This is a genomic window from Pseudomonas sihuiensis, assembly GCF_900106015.1.
In the GTDB taxonomy this organism is placed as follows: domain Bacteria; phylum Pseudomonadota; class Gammaproteobacteria; order Pseudomonadales; family Pseudomonadaceae; genus Aquipseudomonas; species Aquipseudomonas sihuiensis.
On the sequence record NZ_LT629797.1, the window covers coordinates 3,221,296 to 3,241,049 of the forward strand.

At 66.0% G+C, this 19,754-nt stretch carries 18 protein-coding genes; 4 read left to right on the plus strand and 14 right to left on the minus strand.

Going from position 1 to position 19,754, the window contains the following annotated elements; genetic code table 11:
• Positions 1-25: 25 nt before the first annotated feature.
• The 14 genes from catC to pcaQ form a co-directional block, all read right to left on the minus strand.
• Positions 26-316, minus strand: coding sequence for a muconolactone Delta-isomerase (gene catC / locus BLT86_RS15220; RefSeq protein ID WP_092377842.1), 291 nt, complete (start codon positions 314-316; stop codon positions 26-28).
• Positions 317-332: 16 nt separating this feature from the next.
• Positions 333-1,454, minus strand: coding sequence for a muconate cycloisomerase family protein (locus tag BLT86_RS15225; RefSeq protein ID WP_092377845.1), 1,122 nt, complete (start codon positions 1,452-1,454; stop codon positions 333-335).
• A gap of 25 nt (positions 1,455-1,479) precedes the next feature.
• A complete protein-coding gene (locus BLT86_RS15230; RefSeq protein WP_092377848.1) occupies positions 1,480-2,820 on the minus strand; it encodes an MFS transporter in 1,341 nt (446 codons plus the stop codon).
• A 117-nt stretch (positions 2,821-2,937) separates the two neighbouring features.
• Entirely contained in the window at positions 2,938-3,702 is a 765-nt protein-coding gene (locus tag BLT86_RS15235) for a 1,6-dihydroxycyclohexa-2,4-diene-1-carboxylate dehydrogenase (protein ID WP_092377851.1), read from the minus strand.
• 210 nt (positions 3,703-3,912) lie between these two features.
• Positions 3,913-4,923, minus strand: a complete 1,011-nt coding sequence (benC, locus tag BLT86_RS15240; protein WP_092377854.1) for a benzoate 1,2-dioxygenase electron transfer component BenC — start codon at positions 4,921-4,923, stop codon at positions 3,913-3,915.
• 171 nt (positions 4,924-5,094) lie between these two features.
• Complete coding sequence (gene benB / locus BLT86_RS15245; RefSeq protein ID WP_092377858.1) at positions 5,095-5,583, minus strand: benzoate 1,2-dioxygenase small subunit; 489 nt, start codon at positions 5,581-5,583, stop codon at positions 5,095-5,097.
• Complete coding sequence (gene benA / locus BLT86_RS15250; protein ID WP_092377861.1) at positions 5,584-6,945, minus strand: benzoate 1,2-dioxygenase large subunit; 1,362 nt, start codon at positions 6,943-6,945, stop codon at positions 5,584-5,586. It lies immediately after the preceding gene.
• A 227-nt stretch (positions 6,946-7,172) separates the two neighbouring features.
• On the minus strand, positions 7,173-8,126 hold the full coding sequence (locus tag BLT86_RS15255; protein ID WP_092377864.1) for an AraC family transcriptional regulator: 954 nt from the start codon (positions 8,124-8,126) through the stop codon (positions 7,173-7,175).
• Positions 8,127-8,475: 349 nt separating this feature from the next.
• A complete protein-coding gene (locus tag BLT86_RS15260; protein ID WP_055987375.1) occupies positions 8,476-9,321 on the minus strand; it encodes an IclR family transcriptional regulator in 846 nt (281 codons plus the stop codon).
• A 162-nt stretch (positions 9,322-9,483) separates the two neighbouring features.
• Entirely contained in the window at positions 9,484-10,431 is a 948-nt protein-coding gene (locus tag BLT86_RS15265) for an AEC family transporter (RefSeq protein WP_092377867.1), read from the minus strand.
• Positions 10,425-11,447: a cell division protein ZapE gene (zapE, locus tag BLT86_RS15270; protein ID WP_231976546.1), complete on the minus strand. Its 1,023-nt coding sequence runs from the start codon at positions 11,445-11,447 to the stop codon at positions 10,425-10,427. Before zapE ends, BLT86_RS15265 begins: the two co-directional genes overlap by 7 nt.
• Positions 11,437-12,045, minus strand: a complete 609-nt coding sequence (gene pcaG, locus BLT86_RS15275) for a protocatechuate 3,4-dioxygenase subunit alpha (RefSeq protein WP_092377874.1) — start codon at positions 12,043-12,045, stop codon at positions 11,437-11,439. The genes zapE and pcaG overlap by 11 nt, the downstream gene beginning before the upstream one ends.
• Positions 12,046-12,214: 169 nt before the next feature.
• Complete coding sequence (pcaH, locus tag BLT86_RS15280) at positions 12,215-12,934, minus strand: protocatechuate 3,4-dioxygenase subunit beta (RefSeq protein ID WP_092377877.1); 720 nt, start codon at positions 12,932-12,934, stop codon at positions 12,215-12,217.
• 116 nt (positions 12,935-13,050) lie between these two features.
• Entirely contained in the window at positions 13,051-13,983 is a 933-nt protein-coding gene (pcaQ, locus tag BLT86_RS15285) for a pca operon transcription factor PcaQ (protein ID WP_092377880.1), read from the minus strand.
• Positions 13,984-14,128: 145 nt separating this feature from the next.
• On the opposite strand from pcaQ, the gene BLT86_RS15290 reads away from it, so the two are divergent.
• The 4 genes from BLT86_RS15290 to BLT86_RS15305 all read left to right on the plus strand — a co-directional run bounded on the left by BLT86_RS15290 (position 14,129) and on the right by BLT86_RS15305 (position 19,730).
• Positions 14,129-14,899 carry a sulfite exporter TauE/SafE family protein gene (locus tag BLT86_RS15290; protein ID WP_092377883.1) on the plus strand — a complete coding sequence of 257 codons (771 nt, stop codon included), beginning with the start codon at positions 14,129-14,131 and terminating at the stop codon, positions 14,897-14,899.
• 282 nt (positions 14,900-15,181) lie between these two features.
• Positions 15,182-15,424, plus strand: coding sequence for an exodeoxyribonuclease VII small subunit (locus BLT86_RS15295; RefSeq protein WP_003463176.1), 243 nt, complete (start codon positions 15,182-15,184; stop codon positions 15,422-15,424).
• A complete protein-coding gene (locus tag BLT86_RS15300; RefSeq protein ID WP_075749941.1) occupies positions 15,421-16,308 on the plus strand; it encodes a polyprenyl synthetase family protein in 888 nt (295 codons plus the stop codon). The genes BLT86_RS15295 and BLT86_RS15300 overlap by 4 nt, the downstream gene beginning before the upstream one ends.
• 149 nt (positions 16,309-16,457) lie before the next feature.
• Positions 16,458-19,730, plus strand: a complete 3,273-nt coding sequence (locus BLT86_RS15305; RefSeq protein WP_092377886.1) for a carboxyl transferase domain-containing protein — start codon at positions 16,458-16,460, stop codon at positions 19,728-19,730.
• Positions 19,731-19,754 lie beyond the last annotated feature (24 nt).

Here is a 19,754-nt window from a genome sequence, read left to right on the forward strand (position 1 = left end):
CGTACCTCGTTGTTGTTCTGGGAAATCAGCGGTCGTCGGCATGGATCGACGAGGGATGCCGGCACAGCGGCGTGACCTCGATGTCCATGTAGGGGAACAGCGGCAGTTGCAGCAGGGTGTCGTGCAGCGCCTCGACGCTGGCCACGTCGAATACGCTGTAGTTGGCGTAGTGCCCGGCGATGCGCCACAGGTGGCGCCAGGTGCCCTCGCGCATCAGGCGCTGGGCCAGCTCCTTCTCCTCGGCCTTGATCTGCGCGGCGCGTGCCGGGTCCATGTCGGCCGGCAGCTTCACGGTCATCTTCACGTGGAACAGCATCAGGATTTCCTCCGTTTCACTTGCGGGCGAAGAACGCCAGGCGCTCCTCGTCCAGGGTCAGGCCGAGGCCCGGAGTACGCGGCACCTGCAGGGCGAAGTCGCGGTACAGCGGCGCTTCGCTGACGATTTCCTCGGTCAGCAACAGCGGGCCGAACAGCTCGGTGCCCCAGGTCAGTTGCTTGAGGGTGACGAAGGCATGGGCCGAGGCCAGGGTGCCGATGGCGCCTTCGAGCATGGTGCCGCCGTACAGGGCGATACCGGCCGCCTCGGCGATGGCCGCGGTGCGCAGCACGGCGCGCGGGCCGCCGTTCTTGGCGATCTTCAGGGCGAACACGCTGGCCGCACCAATGGCCGCCAGGCTGAAGGCGTCCTCCACGCTCTCGATCGACTCGTCGGCCATGATCGGCGCCGGGCTGCGCTGGCTCAGGCGCACCTGGCCGGCGCGGTTGATCCGCGCAATGGGTTGTTCGATCAGGTCGACGCCGTTGTCGCCCAGCACCCGGCAGGCGCGGATGGCCTGGGACTCGTCCCAGCCCTGGTTGACGTCGACCCGTACGCTGGCCGCGTCGCCGAGGGCGCGCTTGATGGCGATGACGTGGTCGAGGTCGTGCTGCAGTTCGCCGGCGCCGATCTTCAGCTTGAACAGGCGGTGGCGGCGGATATCCAGCATCTGCTGCGCCTCGTCGATATCACGGGCGGTATCGCCGCTGGCCAGCGTCCAGGCCACTTCCAGGCTGTCGCGCACGCGGCCGCCGAGCAGCTCGCTGACGGGCAGGCCGAGGCGCTTGCCCTGGGCGTCGAGCAGCGCGCTTTCGATGCCGGACTTGGCGAAGGTGTTGCCCTTGGCGACCTTGTCCAGGTGCTGCATGCAGGCGTTGACGTTGGCCGCGTCCTGGCCGATCAGCGCCGGCGCCAGGTGGCTGTCGATGTTCTGCTTGATGCTCTCCGGGCTTTCGTTGCCGTAGGCCAGGCCGCCGATGGTGGTGGCTTCGCCGATGCCCTCGATGCCATCGCCGCAGCGCAGGCGGATGATCACCAGGCTCTGCTTCTGCATGGTGTGCATGGCCAGCTTGTGCGGGCGGATGGTCGGCAGGTCGACGATGGTCGCCGTCAGGCTTTCGATCAGGACTTGGCTCATTTCAGGTTTCCAGGTTCGGGAAGGTTCAGGCCTTGGCCGCCGCCAGAGCCGCGGACGCCACTTGGCGCCGCTGGCCGCTGAGGGTGAACAGGGCCATGGCCAGGGCGGCGATGGCGCCCGGCACGGCAAAGGCGATGAAGTTCAGCTGCAGCGGCAGGTTGATGGCCATCAGCGCGCCACCGAGCAGCGGGCCGACGATGGCGCCGTTGCGGCCGATGCCGGAGGCCCAGCCGAGGCCGGTGGAGCGGATCGACAGGCCATAGAACTGCGCGGCGCCGGCGTACAGCAGGATCTGCGTGCCGATGGTGGTGGCGCCGGCGACGAAGATCAGCCCGTACAGCACCGGCGTCGGGCTGTTGAAGCCGAGCAGGCTGATCGACACGGCGGCGGCGACGAAGAAGGCCACCATCACCTTGCCCAGGTTGAAGCGGTCGCCCAGCCAGCCGCCGAGGATCGCCCCGGCCATGCCGCCGAAGTTCAGCGCCAGCAGGAACGACAGGCTCGACCCCAGGCTGTAGCCGGCGCTGGCCATCAGCTTGGGCAGCCAGGAGCTCAGCGCGTAGACCATCAGCAGGCAGCAGAAGAACGCCAGCCACAGGCACAGGGTTCGCAGCGCGCGGCCCTCGCGGAACAGCTCCAGCACCGCCACGCCCTGGCCCTTGGCATCGCTCATCTGCAACTGGTCGCCCGCCTCGATGACCAGGCCCGGCTCGACCTTGCGCAGCACCTCGCGGGCCTGCTGGTGACGGCCCTGGCGCACCAGGAAGCCCACCGACTCCGGCAGCTTCCACAGGATCAGCGGCAACAGCAGCAGCGGAATGGCCGCGGCGAAGAACATCGACTCCCAGCCGAAACGCGGCAGCATGTAGATGCCGACGCCGGCGGCGAGCATGCCGCCCAGCGAATAGCCGCTGAACATCACCGCCACCAGGGTGCTGCGCAGGCGCTTGGGCGCGTACTCGTTCATCAGCGCCACGGCATTGGGCATCAGGCCGCCGCAGCCGAGGCCGGCGAGGAAACGGAAGATGCCGAACTCGCTGGGGCTGCTGGCGAAGCCGTTGAGGATGGTCGCCGTGGAGAACAGCACGAAGCAGATGGCGATGCCCTTCTTGCGCCCGATCCTGTCGGCCAGGGTGCCGAACAGCAGAGCGCCGAACATCATGCCGAACAGCGCATAGCTGCCCAGGGCACCGGCCTCCAGCGGGGTCAGGTTCCACTCTTGCATGATCGCCGGCAGCACCACGCCGAAGATGAACAGGTCGTAGCCGTCGAAGATCAGCAGCAGCGCGCACAGCGCCATGACCATCCAGTGGAAGCGGCTAAAGCGCGCGTTGTCGATGACGGGATGTACGTCGATCTGTCGCATGGCATCGGTTCTCGGTTTTGTTTTTGTTGTGAACGGTTCGGTTGGTGTTTGTAGGAGCCCGCTTGCGGGCGATGCTCTTGATGGATCGCCCGCAAGCGGGCTCCTACAGGTGATGCGTCAGCCCAGATCCCCTCCGCCCACCGGCAGGGTCACGCCGGTGATGTAGGAGGCCTCGTCGGAGGCGAGGAAGAGGATCGCGCCGACCTGCTCGTCGATGCTGCCGTAGCGTTTCATCAGGCTGCTCTCGACGGTCTGCGTGACGATCTGCTGGTACCAGGCCTGCTCCTGTTCGCTCGGCTCGGCGGCGTTGCGCGGGATGCGCCGCGGCGGCGCCTCGGTGCCGCCGGGGGCGGTGGCGTTGACGCGGATGCCGCGTTCGGCGGTCTCGAAGGCCAGGCAGGCGGTGAGCGCGTTGACCCCGCCCTTGGCCGCGCCGTAGGGCACGCGGTTGACCCCGCGGGTGGCGATGGAGGAGACGTTGACGATGGCACCGCTACCCTGCTCGAGCATCTGCGGCAGCGCGGCGTGGCAGCACCACAGGGTAGGGAACAGCGAGCGGCGCACCTCGGCCTCGATCTCGTGCTCGCGGTAATGCTCGAACGGCTTGGCCCAGATGGTACCGCCGACATTGTTGATCAGGATGTCGAGCCGGCCGAAGCGCTCCACCGCCGCGCGCATCACGCCCTGGCAGTCGCCGGCCTGCTCCAGGTCGGCGGTCAGGCACAGCACGCCGGGCTGCTCGGCCAGCTCATTGATCAGCTCGGAGCGGTCCACCGCCACCACCTGCGCGCCCTCCTCCAGCAGCCGCTCGGCGACGCGGCGACCGATGCCCTGGGCGGCGCCGGTGACCACGGCGACTTTGTCTTGGAAACGCTTGTTCATCTGTCGACCTCAATCAAATGGTGCGACCGTAGCCCGGATGCAATCCGGGGCTGGTTCGTGGACTTACCCCGGATTTCATCCGGGCTACGACTCTCGATCTGATCGCCAAACTCGTAGGAGCGGCTTTAGCCGCGAAGCTCTTGCACACTGGTTCGCGGCTAAAGCGGTACGCCGCCCGGCCGCTCCTACAAAAGCACCGGGCTGCGTGCCTCAGGCGCTGGCGGCGAACTTCTCGTAATAGAAATTGGCCGGGGCGATGCCCTGCTCGCGGATGTAGGCGCTGACCGCCTCGACCATCGGCGGCGGGCCGCACAGGTAGATGTCCACCTCGCCGTCGTTGAGGTGCTTGGGTTCGATGTGCTGGGTGACGTAGCCCTTGTGCGGGTAGCTGCTCTCGGGGTTGGCCACGCAGGCGCTGAAGCTGAAGCCGGGGATGCGCGCGGCGAAGGCTTCCAGCTTGTCCAGCTCGACCAGGTCATGGTCGTGGGTCACGCCATAGATCAGGTGCAGCGGGTGCGCGCAGCCTTCAGCGGCGATCTTCTCCAGCATCGCAGTAAAGGGCGCCAGGCCGGTGCCGCCGGCCAGCAGCAGCAACGGCCGCTTGATCTCGCGCAGGTAGAAGCTGCCCAGCGGGCCAGCCAGGCTGATGCTGTCGCCGGCCTTGGCCAGATTGCTCAGAAAACTGCTCATCAGCCCGCCCGGCACGTTGCGGATCAGAAAGCTGACTTCCCCATCCTTGGGCAACGAGCTGAACGAGTAGGCGCGGCTCTGCTCGCTGCCCGGCACCCGGAGGTTGACGTATTGCCCCGGCAGGAAGGCCAGCTGGCTCAGGGCCTCGCCCTTGACCGACAGGGCGATGGTGCTGTCGGAGAGCTTGCGCACCGCGCTGATGGCCGCCTCGAAGCTGGCCTGCTGGGTCTTGCACAGCTGCGACGACGCCGGCACGCGGATCACGCAGTCGCTCTCGACGCGCATCTGGCAGGTCAGCACATAGCCCTGCTCGGCCTCGGCTTCGCTCAGGGCGTCCTCGATATAGTCGTCACCGAGGTCGTACTGGCCGGCTTCGGCGAAGCACTTGCAGGCGCCGCAGGCGCCATCGCGGCAGTCCAGCGGGATATTGATGCCCTGGCGGTAGGCGGCATCGGCCACCGTTTCACCCAGGTTGGCGTCGATAAAGCGGGTCACCCCGTCTTCGAAATTCAGTGCGATCTTGTGGCTCATGGCGCACCTCGCTATGCAGTTCTGAAATGGCAAAACGCGGTCTGAAGCGTCATGAGCGCAGCTCAGGCAAGGCGCGAGGGGGTGAGAAAGCGCAGTTCACGACTGTGAATGAGCATTTCGAACCGCCTTGCAACGCAGCATGAGCAAGTGCAATAGCTTCAGGGCGTGTTTTTAGATGTGATAAACGTCGATGATCTGCCGCACGTAATCGTTCTTCAGCACCACCTTCTTGGCCTTGATCAGCGGGTTCTCGCCGCGCGTGTCGAGGGTGTAGAAGCTGCTGCCGTAGAAGTGGTCGACGGTCTTGTAGCGAAAGCTCAGGGTGTGCCAGTTGAAGCGCACCCGGGCCTGACCGTCGGCCTGCTCGACGATCTCGATGTTGTTGATGTTGTGCGAGGTGCGGGTGTCCGGAATGGTGGCGCTGGAGCGCTCGGTGCGGATGCGGAACACCCGATCCTCGAGGCCGCTGCGGTTGCCGTACCAGATCAGCGAGATCTCCGTCTGCGGGTTCTCCACCAGCCGATCCTGGTCGTCCCAGGCCGGCATCCAGAACTCGGCGTCCGGGGCGTACAGCTCCAGCCACTCGTCCCACTGCTTGTCGTCCAGGTAGCGCGCCTCGCGGTAGAGGAAATCGCGCACGGCATCGTAGCTCAGGCTCATTTACGCGCCCTCCACGTGGATCAGTTGGTCCTGTTCTTTCTTCACGGCCTGGATCATCTGCTGCTGCCAGTAGTGGTGCTGCAGCACGAACAGACCCTCGTCCTCGGTACGCGCGCCGGACAGCAGCGGCTTGAGGTCGATCTCCCTGGCCGACTCGTCGGCGCCGTCGATCCAGTGCCTGGCGCCACGGGACATGTCGTTCCACTCCATGGCGCGGCCGGCGAAGCCCTGCTGGCAGGCGCGGAACTCTTCCAGGTCGTCCGGGGTGGCCATGCCGGAGACGTTGAAGAAGTCCTCGTACTGGCGGATGCGCCGGGCGCGCGCCTCGCTGCTCTCGCCCTTGGGCGCGATGCAGTAGATGGTCACCTCGGTCTTGTCCACCGCCAGCGGGCGGGCGATGCGCAGTTGCGAGCCGAACTGATCCATCAGGTACAGGTTGGGGTACAGGCAGAGGTTGCGCGAATGGCCGATCATCCAGTCGGCGCGAGCCTCGCCGAACTCGGCGGCGAGGCGCTCGCGGTCGGCGAACAGCGGCCTGTCCTCGGGGTTGTCCCAGCGCGTCCAGAGCAGCAGGTGGCCGTTCTCGAAGGAGTAGAAACCGCCGCCCTTCTTGCCCCAGCCGCCGGCGCTCATGGCGCGGATGTCGTCGCCGGCCTCTTTCAGCTTGCGCTGCTGCTGGGTGGCGGCGTAGTTCCAGTGCACCGCAGTGACGTGGTAGCCGTCGGCGCCGTTCTCCGCCTGCAGCTTCCAGTTGCCCTCGTAAACGTAGGTGCTCGAGCCGCGCAGCACTTCCAGGCCGTCCGGCGACTGGTCGCAGATCATGTCGATGATCTTCTTCGACTCGCCGAGGAAGTCCTGCAGCGGCGCCACGTCCTCGCGCAGGCTGCCGAACAGGAAGCCGCGGTAGGACTCGAAGCGGGCGACCTTCTGCAGGTCGTGGGAACCGTCGCAGTTGAAGCTGTCCGGGTAGCCGGCGTCCTTGGGATCCTTGACCTTGAGCAGCTTGCCGCTGTTGTTGAAGGTCCAGCCGTGGAAGGGGCAGGTGTAGCTGGCCTTGTTGCCGCTCTTGAAGCGGCACAGCATGGCGCCGCGGTGGCTGCAGGCGTTGATGAAGGCGTTGAGCTCACCGTCCTTGTTGCGCGCGATGAAGATCGGCTGGCGCCCCATGTGGGTGGTGTAGTAGTCGTTGACCTTGGGGATCTGGCTCTCGTGGGCCAGGTACAGCCAGTTGCCCTCGAAGATGTGCTGCATCTCCAGGTCGAACAGGCGCGGGTCGGTGAACATCTCGCGCTTGCAGCGGAAGATGCCCTTGTCCTTGTCTTCTTCAAGCAGGCTGTTGAGGTAGTCGAGTCCCAGGGTCATGGCCATGGCTCCGTTGTTATTGTTTCAACGGTTCCCAGACTATGCGGCCCGACTGTCCGACAATATCCAGTTCGTGCAGAACCTTTATCCGTTTTCTGCAGGGCACGAAGGAGAGGGGAAATCAGAGCCGTAGCCCGGATGCAATCCGGGGGCACCGGGCACATCGCTCCCGGATTGCATCCGGGCTACGCGGGAAAAAGCGTTCGCGGCCGTGGACGGCTAGCCGCTCAGGACTCGCGCCGCCGCAGGGTATCGGAAGGCAGCTCGCCGAAGGCGCTCCTGTAGCTCTCGGAGAAGCGCCCGAGATGAAGGAAGCCGTAGTCCAGCGCCACCTCGGTGACGTTGCGCACCCTGGCCACGGGATCGCTGAGGCAGGCGCGCACCCGTTCCAGCTTGCGCTGGCGGATGTAGTGCTTGGGCGTGGTGCCCAGGTGCTTGTCGAACAGCGCGTAGAGCGAGCGCGGGCTCATATGGGCGAGCTGGGCCAGCTGCTCGAGGCTGATGTCCTGCTTGAGGTTGTCGTCGATGAACTGCACCAGGCGCTCGAACGACGGGCTGCTCTCGGCCAGTTCCTGGCGGCTGACGTTGTTGCTCAGCAGGCCGAGCAGCTTGGTGGCGATGATCCGCGTGTAGTGCTCCTGCACCAGCGGCAGCGACTGCTCGCTCTCGGCCTCGTCGCAGACCAGACCGAGTAGGCTGGCGAAGCCGTCGAGCTGCTGCAGCTGGTGGCGCGAGGCGAAGCGCACGCCGTCGCTCGGGCTCTGCCAGTGGTTGTCGCTACAGGCGCGCTCGATCAGCCTGGCCGGCAGCTTGACGATGAACTTCTCGCAGTCATCGGAATAGGTCAGGTCGACCGGGTCGTCCGGATTGATCAGCAGCAGCTCGCCGGGGGTGAAGTAGTGCTCCTGGCCGTGGCCGCGCCACAGGCAGTGGCCCTGCAGCAGCACCTGCAGGTGATAGATGGTCTCCAGCGCCGGCGAGGTGACGCGCACGCTGCCGCCGTAGCTGATGCGGCACAGGTCGAGACTGCCGAAACTGCGATGGCTCAGGCTGGCGGCCGGGCGGCCGCTCTTGGGCAGGCGGATGCAATGCGACCCCACATGCTGGTTGACGTAGTCGGACACCGCATAAGGATCGGCATTGGCGAACAGCCGACTCTTCTCGTTCAGCAGACGGTTCATAACTCACGGCACTCTTGTCATTGTTATTTAAGTGGCGAGTGCTGACGGGCCAAGGCTGCCCTCCTCGCTCGAACCATAGATACAGGCAAATGGCCCGTATCTGATCACAAACCGATCAACGGTTGACCGCAGCAGGTTAGCGGCTCGGTGAGCTTAGGCAATCCGACCTTGGCCGAATATCGCTGCGGGCGATTACCGCCCGCTTTCGTGAACTGACGCAATAGGCCGCCGACACCGGCAGTCTTCCTAGAAGCCCCGCCCCGGGGCGAAGCCTTGTCGTTCTGCGTTGTCTGCTCGATCGCTTTCGCCGCGGGGCGCGGCTCCTACGAACAAGCGTCGAGGCGGCCGCTCAGGCCGGGCGAAACAGCTGGCTGCTGAGCTCGCGGCTGGCGCTGAGCATCAGCGGCAGGTAGCGCTTCTCCAGCTCGCTGACCGGCACGCGGCCGGCGTGGGTGCTGACGTTCATCGCCGCCAGCACGTGGCCGGCCGAGTCGTATACCGGCACTGCCAGCGAACGCAGGCCCTGCTCCAGCTCCTGGTCGACGATGCACCAGCCCTGGTGGCGCACGCGCTGCAGGCACTCCCACAGCGCCTCGGGGGTGTGCAGGGTGCGACTGGTCTTGGGCTGCAGCTCGGCGTGGGCCAGGTAGTCCTGCAACTGGTCGTCGTCCAGCGCGGCCAGCAGGATGCGCCCCATCGATGTGCAGTAGGCCGGCAGGCGGCTGCCGACGCTAAGATCCACCGAGATCAGCCGCTGCGGAATCGCCGAGCGGGCGATGTAGAGCACCTGCTCGCCTTCCAGAGTGGCCAGGTTGCAGGCCTCGTGCAACTGCTCGCTCAAGCGGTCGAGATAGGGCTGGGCGGACACCGCCAGCGGCGTCGACGACAGGTAGGCGTGGCCCAGGGTCAGCACCTTGGGCAGCAGCGAATAGGTACGCCCGTCGGTGGTGACGTAGCCCAGCTTCATCAGCGAGTACAGACAGCGGCGCACCGCGGCACGGGGGATCTCGGTGCGGTGGCTGATCTGCGCGATGGTCAGGTGGCGCTTGCGCTCCTGAAAGGCGTTGATCACCGCCAGGCCGCGAGCCAGGGAGGTCATGAAATTGGGATCGCCGGCAAATTCCTCGATGCGCTTGGCTGGCGACACGTAGGGCGGCGGCGCCAGACTGGACAGGGGCGGACGGGTATCGCTCATGGAACCTCCGGGGCGGTCGACGGTGCCAGGCGATTATCGAACTGTCGTGCGGTAATCGCAAATAGTGCCAAACAATGAGCGCCCCCTGTGGCAGGGGCTTCAGCCGCGACCGCTGTCAATGATTCTCGCCGCTGAAGCGCCTCCCACAGTTCATAGCCAGCCTCAGCCCGGCAGCAAGCCTTGCCAACGCAACAGCGCAAGCAACACGCTGATGCTGAAGAAGGCCAGCACCGTACACCCCACCAACGCGGCGGCGCAGCGTTCTTCCAGGCCGAAGCGTTGGCCGAGGATGGGGAACACGCTCAACATCGGTGCGCTGGCGAACAGCACACCGGCGACCATCAGCAGCGGATCGACGCCCGGCACCAGGCTCAGCGCAGCAAACATCAGCAGCGGATGCAGAATCAGTTTGCCTATGGAGGTCTGTGCCAGATCCGCCGCCATACCGCCGGCCTTCATGCCGTTGAGCGTGGCGCCGATGACGAACAGCGCCACCGGTGCAGAGGCCGCGGCCAGCATCTCGATGACCCGTGCAGGCACCACTGGCAGGCGCAGTTCCAGCAGCGACATGCCCAGCCCCAGCACGATGGCGATGATCAACGGATTGCGCAGCAGGCGCAGCGCCGTTTCACGCACCACCGTCCAGCCCTGTCCGCCCTGCCGACCCGCTTCGGCGATGGCCAGTGCCAGCGGAATCATCAGCAGGTTCTCCACCAGCATGCCCAGCGCCATGGCCAGCGCCGCCGTGGGGCCGATCACCATCACCGCGATGGGGTAACCGACGAAACCGCTGTTGGGCACGGCCATGCCCATGGCCAGGATCGCGCTGCTGGAAAGGTCAAGACCGCGCCAACGCCGCGCCAGCAGTAGACCGATGCCGAACAGGCTCAGCGACGCCATGGCATAGGCGGCCAGGTAGGGGCCGTTGAGCACCTCGCTCAGGCTGCGCTCGGCCAACGCCTTGAACACCAGCGAAGGCAGCGCGAAGTAGATGACGAAGGTACCCATACCACGCACCTGGTCACGGTTGACCAGCGCGATTCGGGCCGAGAAGAAGCCCAGGCCGATGAGGATGAAGATCGGTGCGGTAATGCTCAGAACCGCTAGCATGCAAGGCTCTCCATGGGCGCCTGGCGCAGCTGCGCCAGGCGACTGCGGGTGCGAGAAAAGTCGCCATGACCGACATCGGCGCACAGCGTCTCGAGGCTGTGCGGCCCCTGCAGCCAAAGCTCGCAGCCGCTGTCGTAGGCGATGTCGACGAAGTTGATCAGGCGCTGCTGCTCGTCCAGCGTACAACGCCCCAGTGCGGGCAACTCGCCAATGGCGATGTGCGCGAAGCGCTGGCATAGCTGCAGGTAATCACTGCTGGCCAGCGGCTGCCGGCACAGTACGGAGAAATCCAGCCAGATCGTTCGCTCGTCCATGCCGCGCAGTGTCAGAGTGCGGCGCTGCACAAGCAGCTGCGACATGGCCGACAGGTGCGCCAGGCGCGCCTCCAGCAGCCTGGCCGGGCCTTGCAGATAAAGTCCCCAGTGCTGTGTGCTGCCGGCACGATAGTCGGGGCCGGCATCCATCTGCAGCACCAGGCAGCGGCGCTGCAGCAGGTCGGCGAAGGGCTTGAAACGGCTGTGATACAGCGGGTTGGGACACAACTGTGACGGGGCGTAGTTGGAGCTGAACAGGAGGATGCAGTCCCGTTCGATCAGCGGCTGTAGCAGGCGCCCGAGCAGGATCGCATCACCAATGTCGTGCACGTGAAACTCGTCGAGAAACAGTAGCCGTGCTTCGTTGGCCAGTTCGTCGGCTACGCGCTGCAACGGGTCGGTTTTCCCGGTATGGCGCAGCATGCGTTGCTGCACTTCCTGCAGGAACGCATGAACATGCACGCGGCGCTTGGCCTGACAGGGGGCAGCCTGAAACAGCGCCTCCAGCACCAGGCTCTTGCCACGCCCGACACCGCCCCACAGGTAGGCGCCAGCCGCAGGCCGACGCCGCCAGCCAGACGGCCGCAGGCGTGCCTGCAGCCAATCGGCCAGGCGGCCTAGCATCCGTTGCTGGGCATCGTCCAGATGCAGGCCACGCGCCTCGATGAAGCGCGCGGCCTGCGAGCACAAATCAGAAGTCAAAGAAGACCGTCTCGCCCTCACCCTGAATGCGGATATCGAAGCGATAGGCCGGCTTGCCATCGACTTCGCAGCGCTTGGCGATCAGCGTCTCGCGGCGCTGCGGCTGCTCGATCAGGTTGAGCACCGGATCCTTGGCGTTGGCCTCGGCCTCATCCTCGAAATACAGGCGAGTATTGAGGTGGATGTTGATGCCCCGGGCGAACAGCGCGACGTTGACGTGCGGCGCCATCGGCACGCCGGCGGCGTTGCGCACCACGCCCGGCTTGACCGTATAGGCGGTCCACTCGCTACCAGCATCGAAGGTGGTGGCGGTACGACCGAAACCGTTGAACGCTTTGGACTGGTCGTAATCCTCGTCGTACTGGCCCTGGTGGTCGGCCTGCCAGAGTTCGAGGAAGGCGTCGCGCACCAGGTGGCCGTTGCCGTCATAGACATGGCCAACCAGCACGATGTGCTCGCCGGGCGCGTCGGGCCCCGCCATCTGGTTCCAGATTTCCTGCTCACGGGTCGGGTTGCCGGCCGCGGCCAGGGCCAGGCCGATGTGCACGTAGGGGCCGGCGGTCTGCGAGGGGGTTTCCGGCAGTAATTCAACAGGCATGGTCATCCTCCTATGAGCCTGCTCAGGATCTCGCGAGCTAGAGCCAGACAAGGCAAAAAGGGCTGATGAACGGACTGGGCTCGCACTCGAGTTTACGAGTAGTAAATGAGCATTCCGAAGCCGTTTTTAACGCCGTCTGGCCGACGCGCAGCAGATCCTGGGCGGCTCATCAGTTGTTTTCGAAATGGGTTTTCCGCTGGCCGCGCAACACGATATCGAAGCGGTAGGCCAGGCAGTCCATGGGGTTGGCCGTGCTCATGTCCAGCTTGGCAATCAGCGTCTGCACCGCATCCGGGTTGGCGATCGCCTTGACGATCGGGCACAGCGGAATCAATGGATCACCCTCGAAATACAGCTGGGTGATCAGACGCGTGGCGATCGACGGGCCGTTGAGCGAGAAGTGGATGTGCGCCGGACGCCAGTCGTTGGGGTTGTTGCGCCACGGATAGGGGCCGGGCTTGATGGTGCGGAAGATGTAACGACCTTCGCTGTCGGTCAGGGCGCGGCCGACACCGCCGAAGTTGGGGTCGAGCGGCGCCAGGTAGCGGTCGTTCTTGTGCCGGTAACGGCCGCCGGCGTTGGCCTGCCACATTTCCACCAGGGTATGCGGGATCGGCTTGCCGTACTGGTCCATCACCCGGCCGGCGACGATGATGCGCTCGCCGATGGGCAGGCCACCGTTGTTGAAGTTCAGCAGCAGGTCGTTGTCGTGCTCGGCGAACTTCAGGTGCGAGAAGTCCGGGCCGGTGGTCTCGGAGATCGACTGCGGGATGCTCACCAGCGCCTGGCGCGGCGAACGGGCGATGGAGGTCTTGTAGTCGGGCGTCAGGGCTTTGGGGTGCCAGTTGCGGTCACGAATGACGAAACGGCGATTGTCCTCGGCAGGCATGGTGCGCTCCTGTTGTGAGTATTGTGGAGTCGACCTGGGATCAGGCTGACGCACAGTTTCCGCCAAAGCAGACGCGGGGAATATTGAAAAGACGCCGTCTATCCATAACCAAATGGTTATAAAAAAAGCCCTTCGCGGTAGGCTTCGGCCACCTCACGCAGCGCCGCGCAGAACTGCTCGGCGGGCAGCGGCAGGGCCAGAGCACTGTTGCGGCAGATGCCCACCGAGCCACCCGGTTCCTGCACACCCAGCTGCAGCTCGACCAGCTCGCCGCGCTGCACGTCCAGGCACACCGCGTCCTGCGGCGCCACCCACAGCGCATCGCCGGACAGCACGTAGCGCCGACTCAGCGCCGGCGACAGTGTCTCCAGGCGCTGCCGCGAGGGCGTCACCCCGCACTGTACGAACAGGCTGTCGGCGTGCTTGCGGATGGTGGTACCGGCCGTCGGCAGCACCAGCGGGTAATCGCCAAGGTGTCCCAGCGCGGCGGCGCCGACGGCCAGCAGCGGGTGACCGGGGCGCACCACCAGGCTCATCGATTCGCTGTACAGGTGCTCGAAGGTCAGGCCCTGGATGTCCGGGCTGTCGGTCATGCGCCCGACCACCAGGTCCAGCTCGCCGACGCGCAACTGACCGAGCAGGTAGGCGCCCGGCCCAGTGGCAACACTGACCACCAGCGCCGAGTGACGCTGATGCAGGCGCCGCACCACCTCGGGAATCAGCAGGCTCTCTACGGTAGAAAGCACACCGACGCGCACCTGGCCGGCCTCGTGCTCACCTTCGCGAAGACTGTTCACCCCATCGCGCAGCGCCTGCACGCACGGGCCGGCGTAACGCATGAAGGCGACCCCAGCAGCGGTCAGACTCACCCCGTTCCTGCCCCGCTCGAACAGGCTGGCCTCGAGGATTTCTTCCAACTCCTTGAGGGTCTTGGAGATCGCCGGCTGGCTGACCGCCAGGGCATCGGCTGCCTTGGCGAAGCTGCGCTGGCGGGCGATTTCGAGAAAGCACAGCAGGTGGCGGAATTTGATACGGGTGTCGATGTTCATCGCAGGCACCGAAAACAGATGCCCGCGATGATGCCGCAAAGCACAGGCCTGGCACAGACGACAATTGGCAGGTTCGTCACTTTGGTCGCACTTGGCTGACCGTTGGGTCAGCTCTATGCTGCACCTTTTTGTGCGAGCCTGCCCGATGTCCCTGCCTGATCTGCTGCTGTTGGCCCTCGCCGGTTTCGCCGCTGGGGGCATGAATGCCCTGGCTGGCGGCGGTACCTTCTTCTCCTTCCCCGCCCTGCTCGCCGCCGGCCTGCCGCCGGTAACGGCCAATGCCACCAATGCCGTGGCGCTGTGGCCGGCCAGCCTGGCTGGTGCGTGGGCAGCACGCGCCTCGTTGCGGCCGCTGGGGCGTTATCTGCTTCCACTGCTGTTGGCCGGTCTGGCCGGCGGCCTGCTCGGCGGCCTGTTGCTGCTGGCCGGCGGCGACGATGTGTTCCGCGTGCTGATCCCCTGGCTATTGCTGGCCGCCACCGCGCTGTTCGCTGCCAGCCCCTGGCTGGGGCGCGCTCTGGCCGCGCGGCGCAAGGCCGCCGAGCATCCGCCGCACACGCCGTTGTCGCTGGGTGCACACATCGGCGTGTCGATCTACGGCGGCTACTTCGGCGCCGGTATGGGCATTCTGCAACTGGCCGCGTTTTCCATCGAAGGCCACCCGCTGGCCCGCGCCAATGCGCTGAAAAACCTGATCTCGGCGGTGATCTACAGCATCGCCACGCTGACCTTCGTCATCGCCGGCCGGGTCAGCTGGTACGAGCTGGCGATCCTGCTCACCGGCGCCACCATCGGCGGTTATGCCGGTGGCGCACTGGGCGAGAAGCTGCCGCCGGCACTGCTGCGCAGCTTCGTCATCCTGGTCGGCAGCACGATGACCCTGTACTACTTCTGGAGCACCTACTTCTCGGCGTAAAAACCAGCCCTGCGAAAAATAGACCGGACAGTGTCCGAGCACGCCTAATGCCACTCAGTTAGGCGTCGACGTATCGAATGTGTTAGGAGCGGCGCCCCGCCGCGAATCAAGGCGCCGCGAATTTGAAAAGCTTCGCCCCGAGGCGGGGCTCCTACGAATGATCGCGTTGAATCGACATTACCCAGGCGCACGGCTATGCGCCTCCAAAACCCGCTGATTTGCCCGAGAGGCCCGCCTCTGCTAGTGTCGCGCCCGTTTCTACGCTTCCCGAGACCCGCCGCCATGGCCCGCAAAAAAGCCGCCCCCGACTTCGAACACTCCCTCGCCGAGCTTCAAACGCTGGTCGAGCGCCTGGAGAGCGGCGAGCTGTCGCTGGAAGACTCGCTGACTGCTTTCGAGCAGGGCATCGGCCTAACCCGTGAGTGCCAGGCCGCCCTGGCCCAGGCCGAGCAGAAGGTACAGATTCTGCTCGAGCGCGACGGTGAGTTGCAGCCCGCCCCCTTCGACACGGACGAGCCCGCATGATTGCGGCGTATCAGAAACGCTGCCAGACCCGCGTCGACACTGCACTGGAAGCGCTGTTTCAAGCTCCACGCACAGAGCTCGAACGCCTCTACCAGGCCATGCGCTACAGCGTGATGAACGGCGGCAAGCGCGTGCGCCCGCTGCTGGTCTATGCCGCTTGCGAGGCTCTCGAAGGTGATCTCGAACGTGCCGATGGCGCTGCCTGTGCGGTGGAGCTGATCCATGCCTACTCGCTGGTGCACGACGATCTGCCGGCGATGGACGATGACGACCTGCGTCGCGGTCAGCCGACCACCCACAAGGCCTTCGACGAAGCCAGTGCCATCCTTGCTGGCGATGGTCTGCAAAGCCTGGCCTTCGAAGTGCTCGCCGACCACCGGCGCAATCCGCAGGATGCCGAGACGCGCCTGCAGATGATCGAGTTGCTGAGCCAGGCTGCAGGCCCGGCCGGCATGGTCGGCGGTCAAGCCATCGACCTTGGCTCGGTCGGCCTGCAACTCGACCAGCAGGCGCTGGAAGTGATGCACCGGCACAAGACCGGCGCGCTGATCGAAGCCAGCGTGGCGCTCGGCGCCCTGGCCAGTGGCAACACCGACGAACTGGCGCACAAGGCCCTGTTGCAATACGCCCGCGCCATCGGCCTGGCCTTCCAGGTGCAGGACGACATCCTCGACGTGGAGAGCGATACCGCCACCCTGGGCAAGACCCAGGGCAAGGACGAAGCCCACGACAAGCCCACCTACCCCGCCCTGCTTGGCCTCGACGCGGCCAAGGACTACGCACTGGAGCTGCGCGACCAGGCCCTGCACGTGCTGCGCCCGTTCGGCAACAGCGCCGAACCGCTGCGCGAGCTGGCGCGCTACATAGTCGAACGACGCAGCTAGGCCGCTGTTGTGGGGGCGGCTTCAGCCGCGATAGCCGCCCCGCTCCATCATTGTCATCTATGACCGCATGATCGCCGCATAAGGCTTGCTTTACCCACGCGACCAGCCTCCTAAGATGGCTCCATAACGACAAGACGTCCGGAGCCGCCATGCCCTTCCCCGCCCTGCTGATCGCCAACCGCGGCGAGATCGCCATTCGTATCGCCCAGGCCTGCGCCGACCTCGGTATCCGCAGCGTCGCTGTGTACGCCGAGGACGACAGCGCCTGCCTGCACACGCGCAAGGCAGATCAGGCCGTGGCGCTGGCGGGACGCGGCCCGGCGGCCTATCTGGATATGGATCAGCTCATTGGCATCGCCCGTGAACAGGGCTGTGCAGCCATCCACCCCGGCTACGGTTTTCTCGCCGAGAACGCCGAGTTCGCCCGCCGTTGCCAGGCTGCCCGGCTGACCTTCGTCGGCCCGACGCCGGAAACCCTGCAGCTTTTCGGCGACAAGGCCGCCGCCCGTGATCTCGCCGAGCGCTGCGACGTACCACTGGTGCCCGGTATCAACCAGGCGGTGACGCCAGAGCAGGCCAAGGCCTTTCTCGCCGAACACGGCAGCGTGATGCTCAAGGCCCTGGCCGGCGGTGGCGGGCGCGGTATGCGTGCAGTGGACGAGCCGGCGCAACTGGCCGAGGCCTTTGCCCGTTGCGCCTCCGAGGCCCAGGGCGCCTTTGGCAGTGGCGCGCTTTACGTGGAAAAGCGCGTACGCCGCGCCCGGCATATCGAAGTGCAGGTACTCGGCGACGGCAGTGGCGCAGTCAGCCACCTGTGGGAGCGCGACTGCAGCCTGCAGCGCCGCCATCAGAAGCTGGTGGAGATCGCGCCCAGCCCCGATCTGGATGTGGTTACCCGTGACGCGATCATCGCCAGCGCCCTGCGCCTGGCCGCCGAGGTGCAGTATCGCGGCATCGGCACCTTCGAGTTCCTCCTCGACCTCGACCAACCAGGACGCTTCTACTTCATGGAGGCCAATCCGCGCGTGCAGGTGGAGCACACCGTCACCGAGCAGGTCACCGGTGTCGACCTGCTGCACACGCAACTGCACCTGGCCGCCGGCAGCAGCCTGGCCGAACTGAAGCTGCTCACACCGCCCGCGACCAACGGTTATGCCGTGCAGGTGCGCCTGAATCTGGAAACCCTGCTCGCCGACGGTACGACGCGCCCGGCCAGCGGCGTGCTCAGCGCTTACCAGCCGCCCAGCGGCCCCGGCCTGCGTGTGGATGGCTGCGGCTATGCCGGCTACACCGTCAGCCCGGCCTACGATTCGCTGATCGCCAAGCTGATCGCCAGCGCCGGTGACTACCCCGGTGCCCTGCGCCGTGCCTATCGGGGGCTGTGCGAGTTCCGCCTCGACGGCGTGGCGAGCAACCTGCACCTGCTGCAGAACCTGCTGCACTGCGAGGCGGTGATCGCCAATCAGGTCGACACCACCTACGTCGAACGCCAACTGGACGCCCTGCTGGCAGCCCGCGCACAGGCCCACCCGCACCGCTACTTCGCCACTGACGCCTCGCTGCATAGCGCCAAGGCCACTGTCGATGCACCGCCCGGCACCTTGGCCCTGAGCGCCCCCAACGCTGGCGTGCTGGTCAGCCTGGAGGTAGCCGAGGGCGATGCCGTAGCCACTGGCCAGCGCATCGCCGTGCTGGAAGCAATGAAAATGGAGTTCGAGGTCAAGGCCGAGCACAGCGGCATCGTCCGTGCGTTGGCCGTGGCCCCCGGTGACGCCATCGGTGAGGGCCAGGCGCTGGCATTCCTGGAGCCAGCCGAGGTGGATGGCCTCGACGCCCACGGCGAGCAGGCAGTCGACCTGGCGCATATCCGCGCCGATCTGGCCGAGGTACTGGAACGCCACGCGCGCCTGACCGATGCGGGTCGCCCCGAGGCCGTGGCGAAAAGGCGCAAGACCGGCCAGCGCACCGTGCGGGAAAACCTGGCGGACTTGCTCGATGCAGACAGCTTTATCGAATACGGCGCCATGGCCCTGGCCGCCCAGCGCCGTCGGCGTTCGCCCGAGGAGCTGCTGGAGCTGAGCCCGGCCGACGGCCTGGTCGCCGGAATCGGCACGGTGAACGCCGCGAGTTTCGGCGCCGAGGCCGCGCGCTGCATGGCCATCGCCTACGACTACACGGTGTTCGCCGGTACTCAGGGCGTGATGAACCACAAGAAGACCGACCGCATGCTGGCCCTGGCCGAGCAATGGCGCCTGCCGGTGGTGCTGTTCGCCGAAGGCGGCGGCGGCCGCCCGGGCGATACCGACTTCGTCGGCGTAGCCGGGCTGGACTGTCATACCTTCGTGGCCATGGCCAAACTCTCCGGTCTGGTGCCGACCGTGGGCGTGGTCTCCGGCCGCTGCTTCGCCGGCAACGCCGCGCTGCTTGGTTGCTGCGACGTGATCATCGCAACGAGGAACGCGACCATCGGCATGGCCGGCCCGGCGATGATCGAAGGTGGCGGCCTCGGCAGTTTCACCCCCGAGCAGGTCGGCCCGACCAGCGTGCAAGGCCCCAACGGGGTGATCGACGTGCTGGTGGAGGACGAAACCGCAGCGGTTGCCGTGGCCAAGCAATACCTGGGCTATTTCCAAGGCTCGTTACCCGGCTGGCAATGCAGCGATAGCCGCGAGTTGCGCCAGGTGATCCCGGAAAACCGCCTGCGCGTGTACGACATCCGCAAGGTGATCGAGCTGCTCGCCGATCACGGTAGCGTGCTGGAACTGCGCCGCCAGTTCGCACCCGGCCTGATCACCGCGCTGATTCGTATCGAAGGCAAGCCCTTCGGCCTTATCGCCAACAACCCCGCGCACCTGGGCGGCGCCATCGATGCGGTGGCCGGCGACAAGGCCGCGCGTTTTTTGCAACTGTGCGAGGCCCATGACCTGCCCATCGTCTCGCTGTGCGACACCCCCGGCTTCATGGTCGGGCCGGAGGCGGAGAAACAGGCCACGGTGCGCCACGTCTCGCGCCTGTTCGTCACCGCCGCCAGCCTCACGGTGCCGTTCTTCACCCTGGTGCTGCGCAAGGGCTATGGCCTCGGCGCCCAGGCCATGGCGGCCGGCAGCTTCCATTCGCCGCTGTTCACCGCCGCCTGGCCCAGTGGCGAATTCGGCGCCATGGGCCTGGAAGGTGCAGTGCGCCTGGGTTTTGCCAAGGAACTGGCGGCCCAGCCGGACGAAGCCGCGCGCCAGGCACTGTTCGACAAGCTGGTGGCCAAGGCCTACGACAACGGCAAGGCGCTGAACATGGCCAGCTATCTTGAGATCGACGCGGTGATCGACCCGGCCGACAGCCGCGCCTGGCTGCTGCGCGGGCTCAATGCGGCGCCGCGTCCACCCCGACGCGACGGCAAGAAACGTCCCTTCATCGACACCTGGTAAGGAATTGGCGATGTCCGCGTTAGC

Excerpts from the sequence above, each read along its gene's own strand:
- pcaG (WP_092377874.1), bottom strand. The coding sequence starts at position 12,045 with ATGCCTGTTGAATTACTGCCGGAAACCCCCTCGCAGACCGCCGGCCCC.
- BLT86_RS15235 (WP_092377851.1), bottom strand. The coding sequence starts at position 3,702 with ATGAACAAGCGTTTCCAAGACAAAGTCGCCGTGGTCACCGGCGCCGCC.
- BLT86_RS15255 (WP_092377864.1), bottom strand. The coding sequence starts at position 8,126 with ATGAACCGTCTGCTGAACGAGAAGAGTCGGCTGTTCGCCAATGCCGAT.
- pcaQ (WP_092377880.1), bottom strand. The coding sequence starts at position 13,983 with ATGAACATCGACACCCGTATCAAATTCCGCCACCTGCTGTGCTTTCTC.
- BLT86_RS15230 (WP_092377848.1), bottom strand. The coding sequence starts at position 2,820 with ATGCGACAGATCGACGTACATCCCGTCATCGACAACGCGCGCTTTAGC.
- pcaH (WP_092377877.1), bottom strand. The coding sequence starts at position 12,934 with ATGCCTGCCGAGGACAATCGCCGTTTCGTCATTCGTGACCGCAACTGG.
- BLT86_RS15305 (WP_092377886.1), top strand. The coding sequence starts at position 16,458 with ATGCCCTTCCCCGCCCTGCTGATCGCCAACCGCGGCGAGATCGCCATT.
- BLT86_RS15225 (WP_092377845.1), bottom strand. The coding sequence starts at position 1,454 with ATGAGCCAAGTCCTGATCGAAAGCCTGACGGCGACCATCGTCGACCTG.
- catC (WP_092377842.1), bottom strand. The coding sequence starts at position 316 with ATGCTGTTCCACGTGAAGATGACCGTGAAGCTGCCGGCCGACATGGAC.
- benB (WP_092377858.1), bottom strand. The coding sequence starts at position 5,583 with ATGAGCCTGAGCTACGATGCCGTGCGCGATTTCCTCTACCGCGAGGCG.
- BLT86_RS15265 (WP_092377867.1), bottom strand. The coding sequence starts at position 10,431 with ATGCTAGCGGTTCTGAGCATTACCGCACCGATCTTCATCCTCATCGGC.
- BLT86_RS15260 (WP_055987375.1), bottom strand. The coding sequence starts at position 9,321 with ATGAGCGATACCCGTCCGCCCCTGTCCAGTCTGGCGCCGCCGCCCTAC.
- BLT86_RS15290 (WP_092377883.1), top strand. The coding sequence starts at position 14,129 with ATGTCCCTGCCTGATCTGCTGCTGTTGGCCCTCGCCGGTTTCGCCGCT.
- BLT86_RS15300 (WP_075749941.1), top strand. The coding sequence starts at position 15,421 with ATGATTGCGGCGTATCAGAAACGCTGCCAGACCCGCGTCGACACTGCA.
- BLT86_RS15295 (WP_003463176.1), top strand. The coding sequence starts at position 15,182 with ATGGCCCGCAAAAAAGCCGCCCCCGACTTCGAACACTCCCTCGCCGAG.
- benC (WP_092377854.1), bottom strand. The coding sequence starts at position 4,923 with ATGAGCCACAAGATCGCACTGAATTTCGAAGACGGGGTGACCCGCTTT.
- benA (WP_092377861.1), bottom strand. The coding sequence starts at position 6,945 with ATGACCCTGGGACTCGACTACCTCAACAGCCTGCTTGAAGAAGACAAG.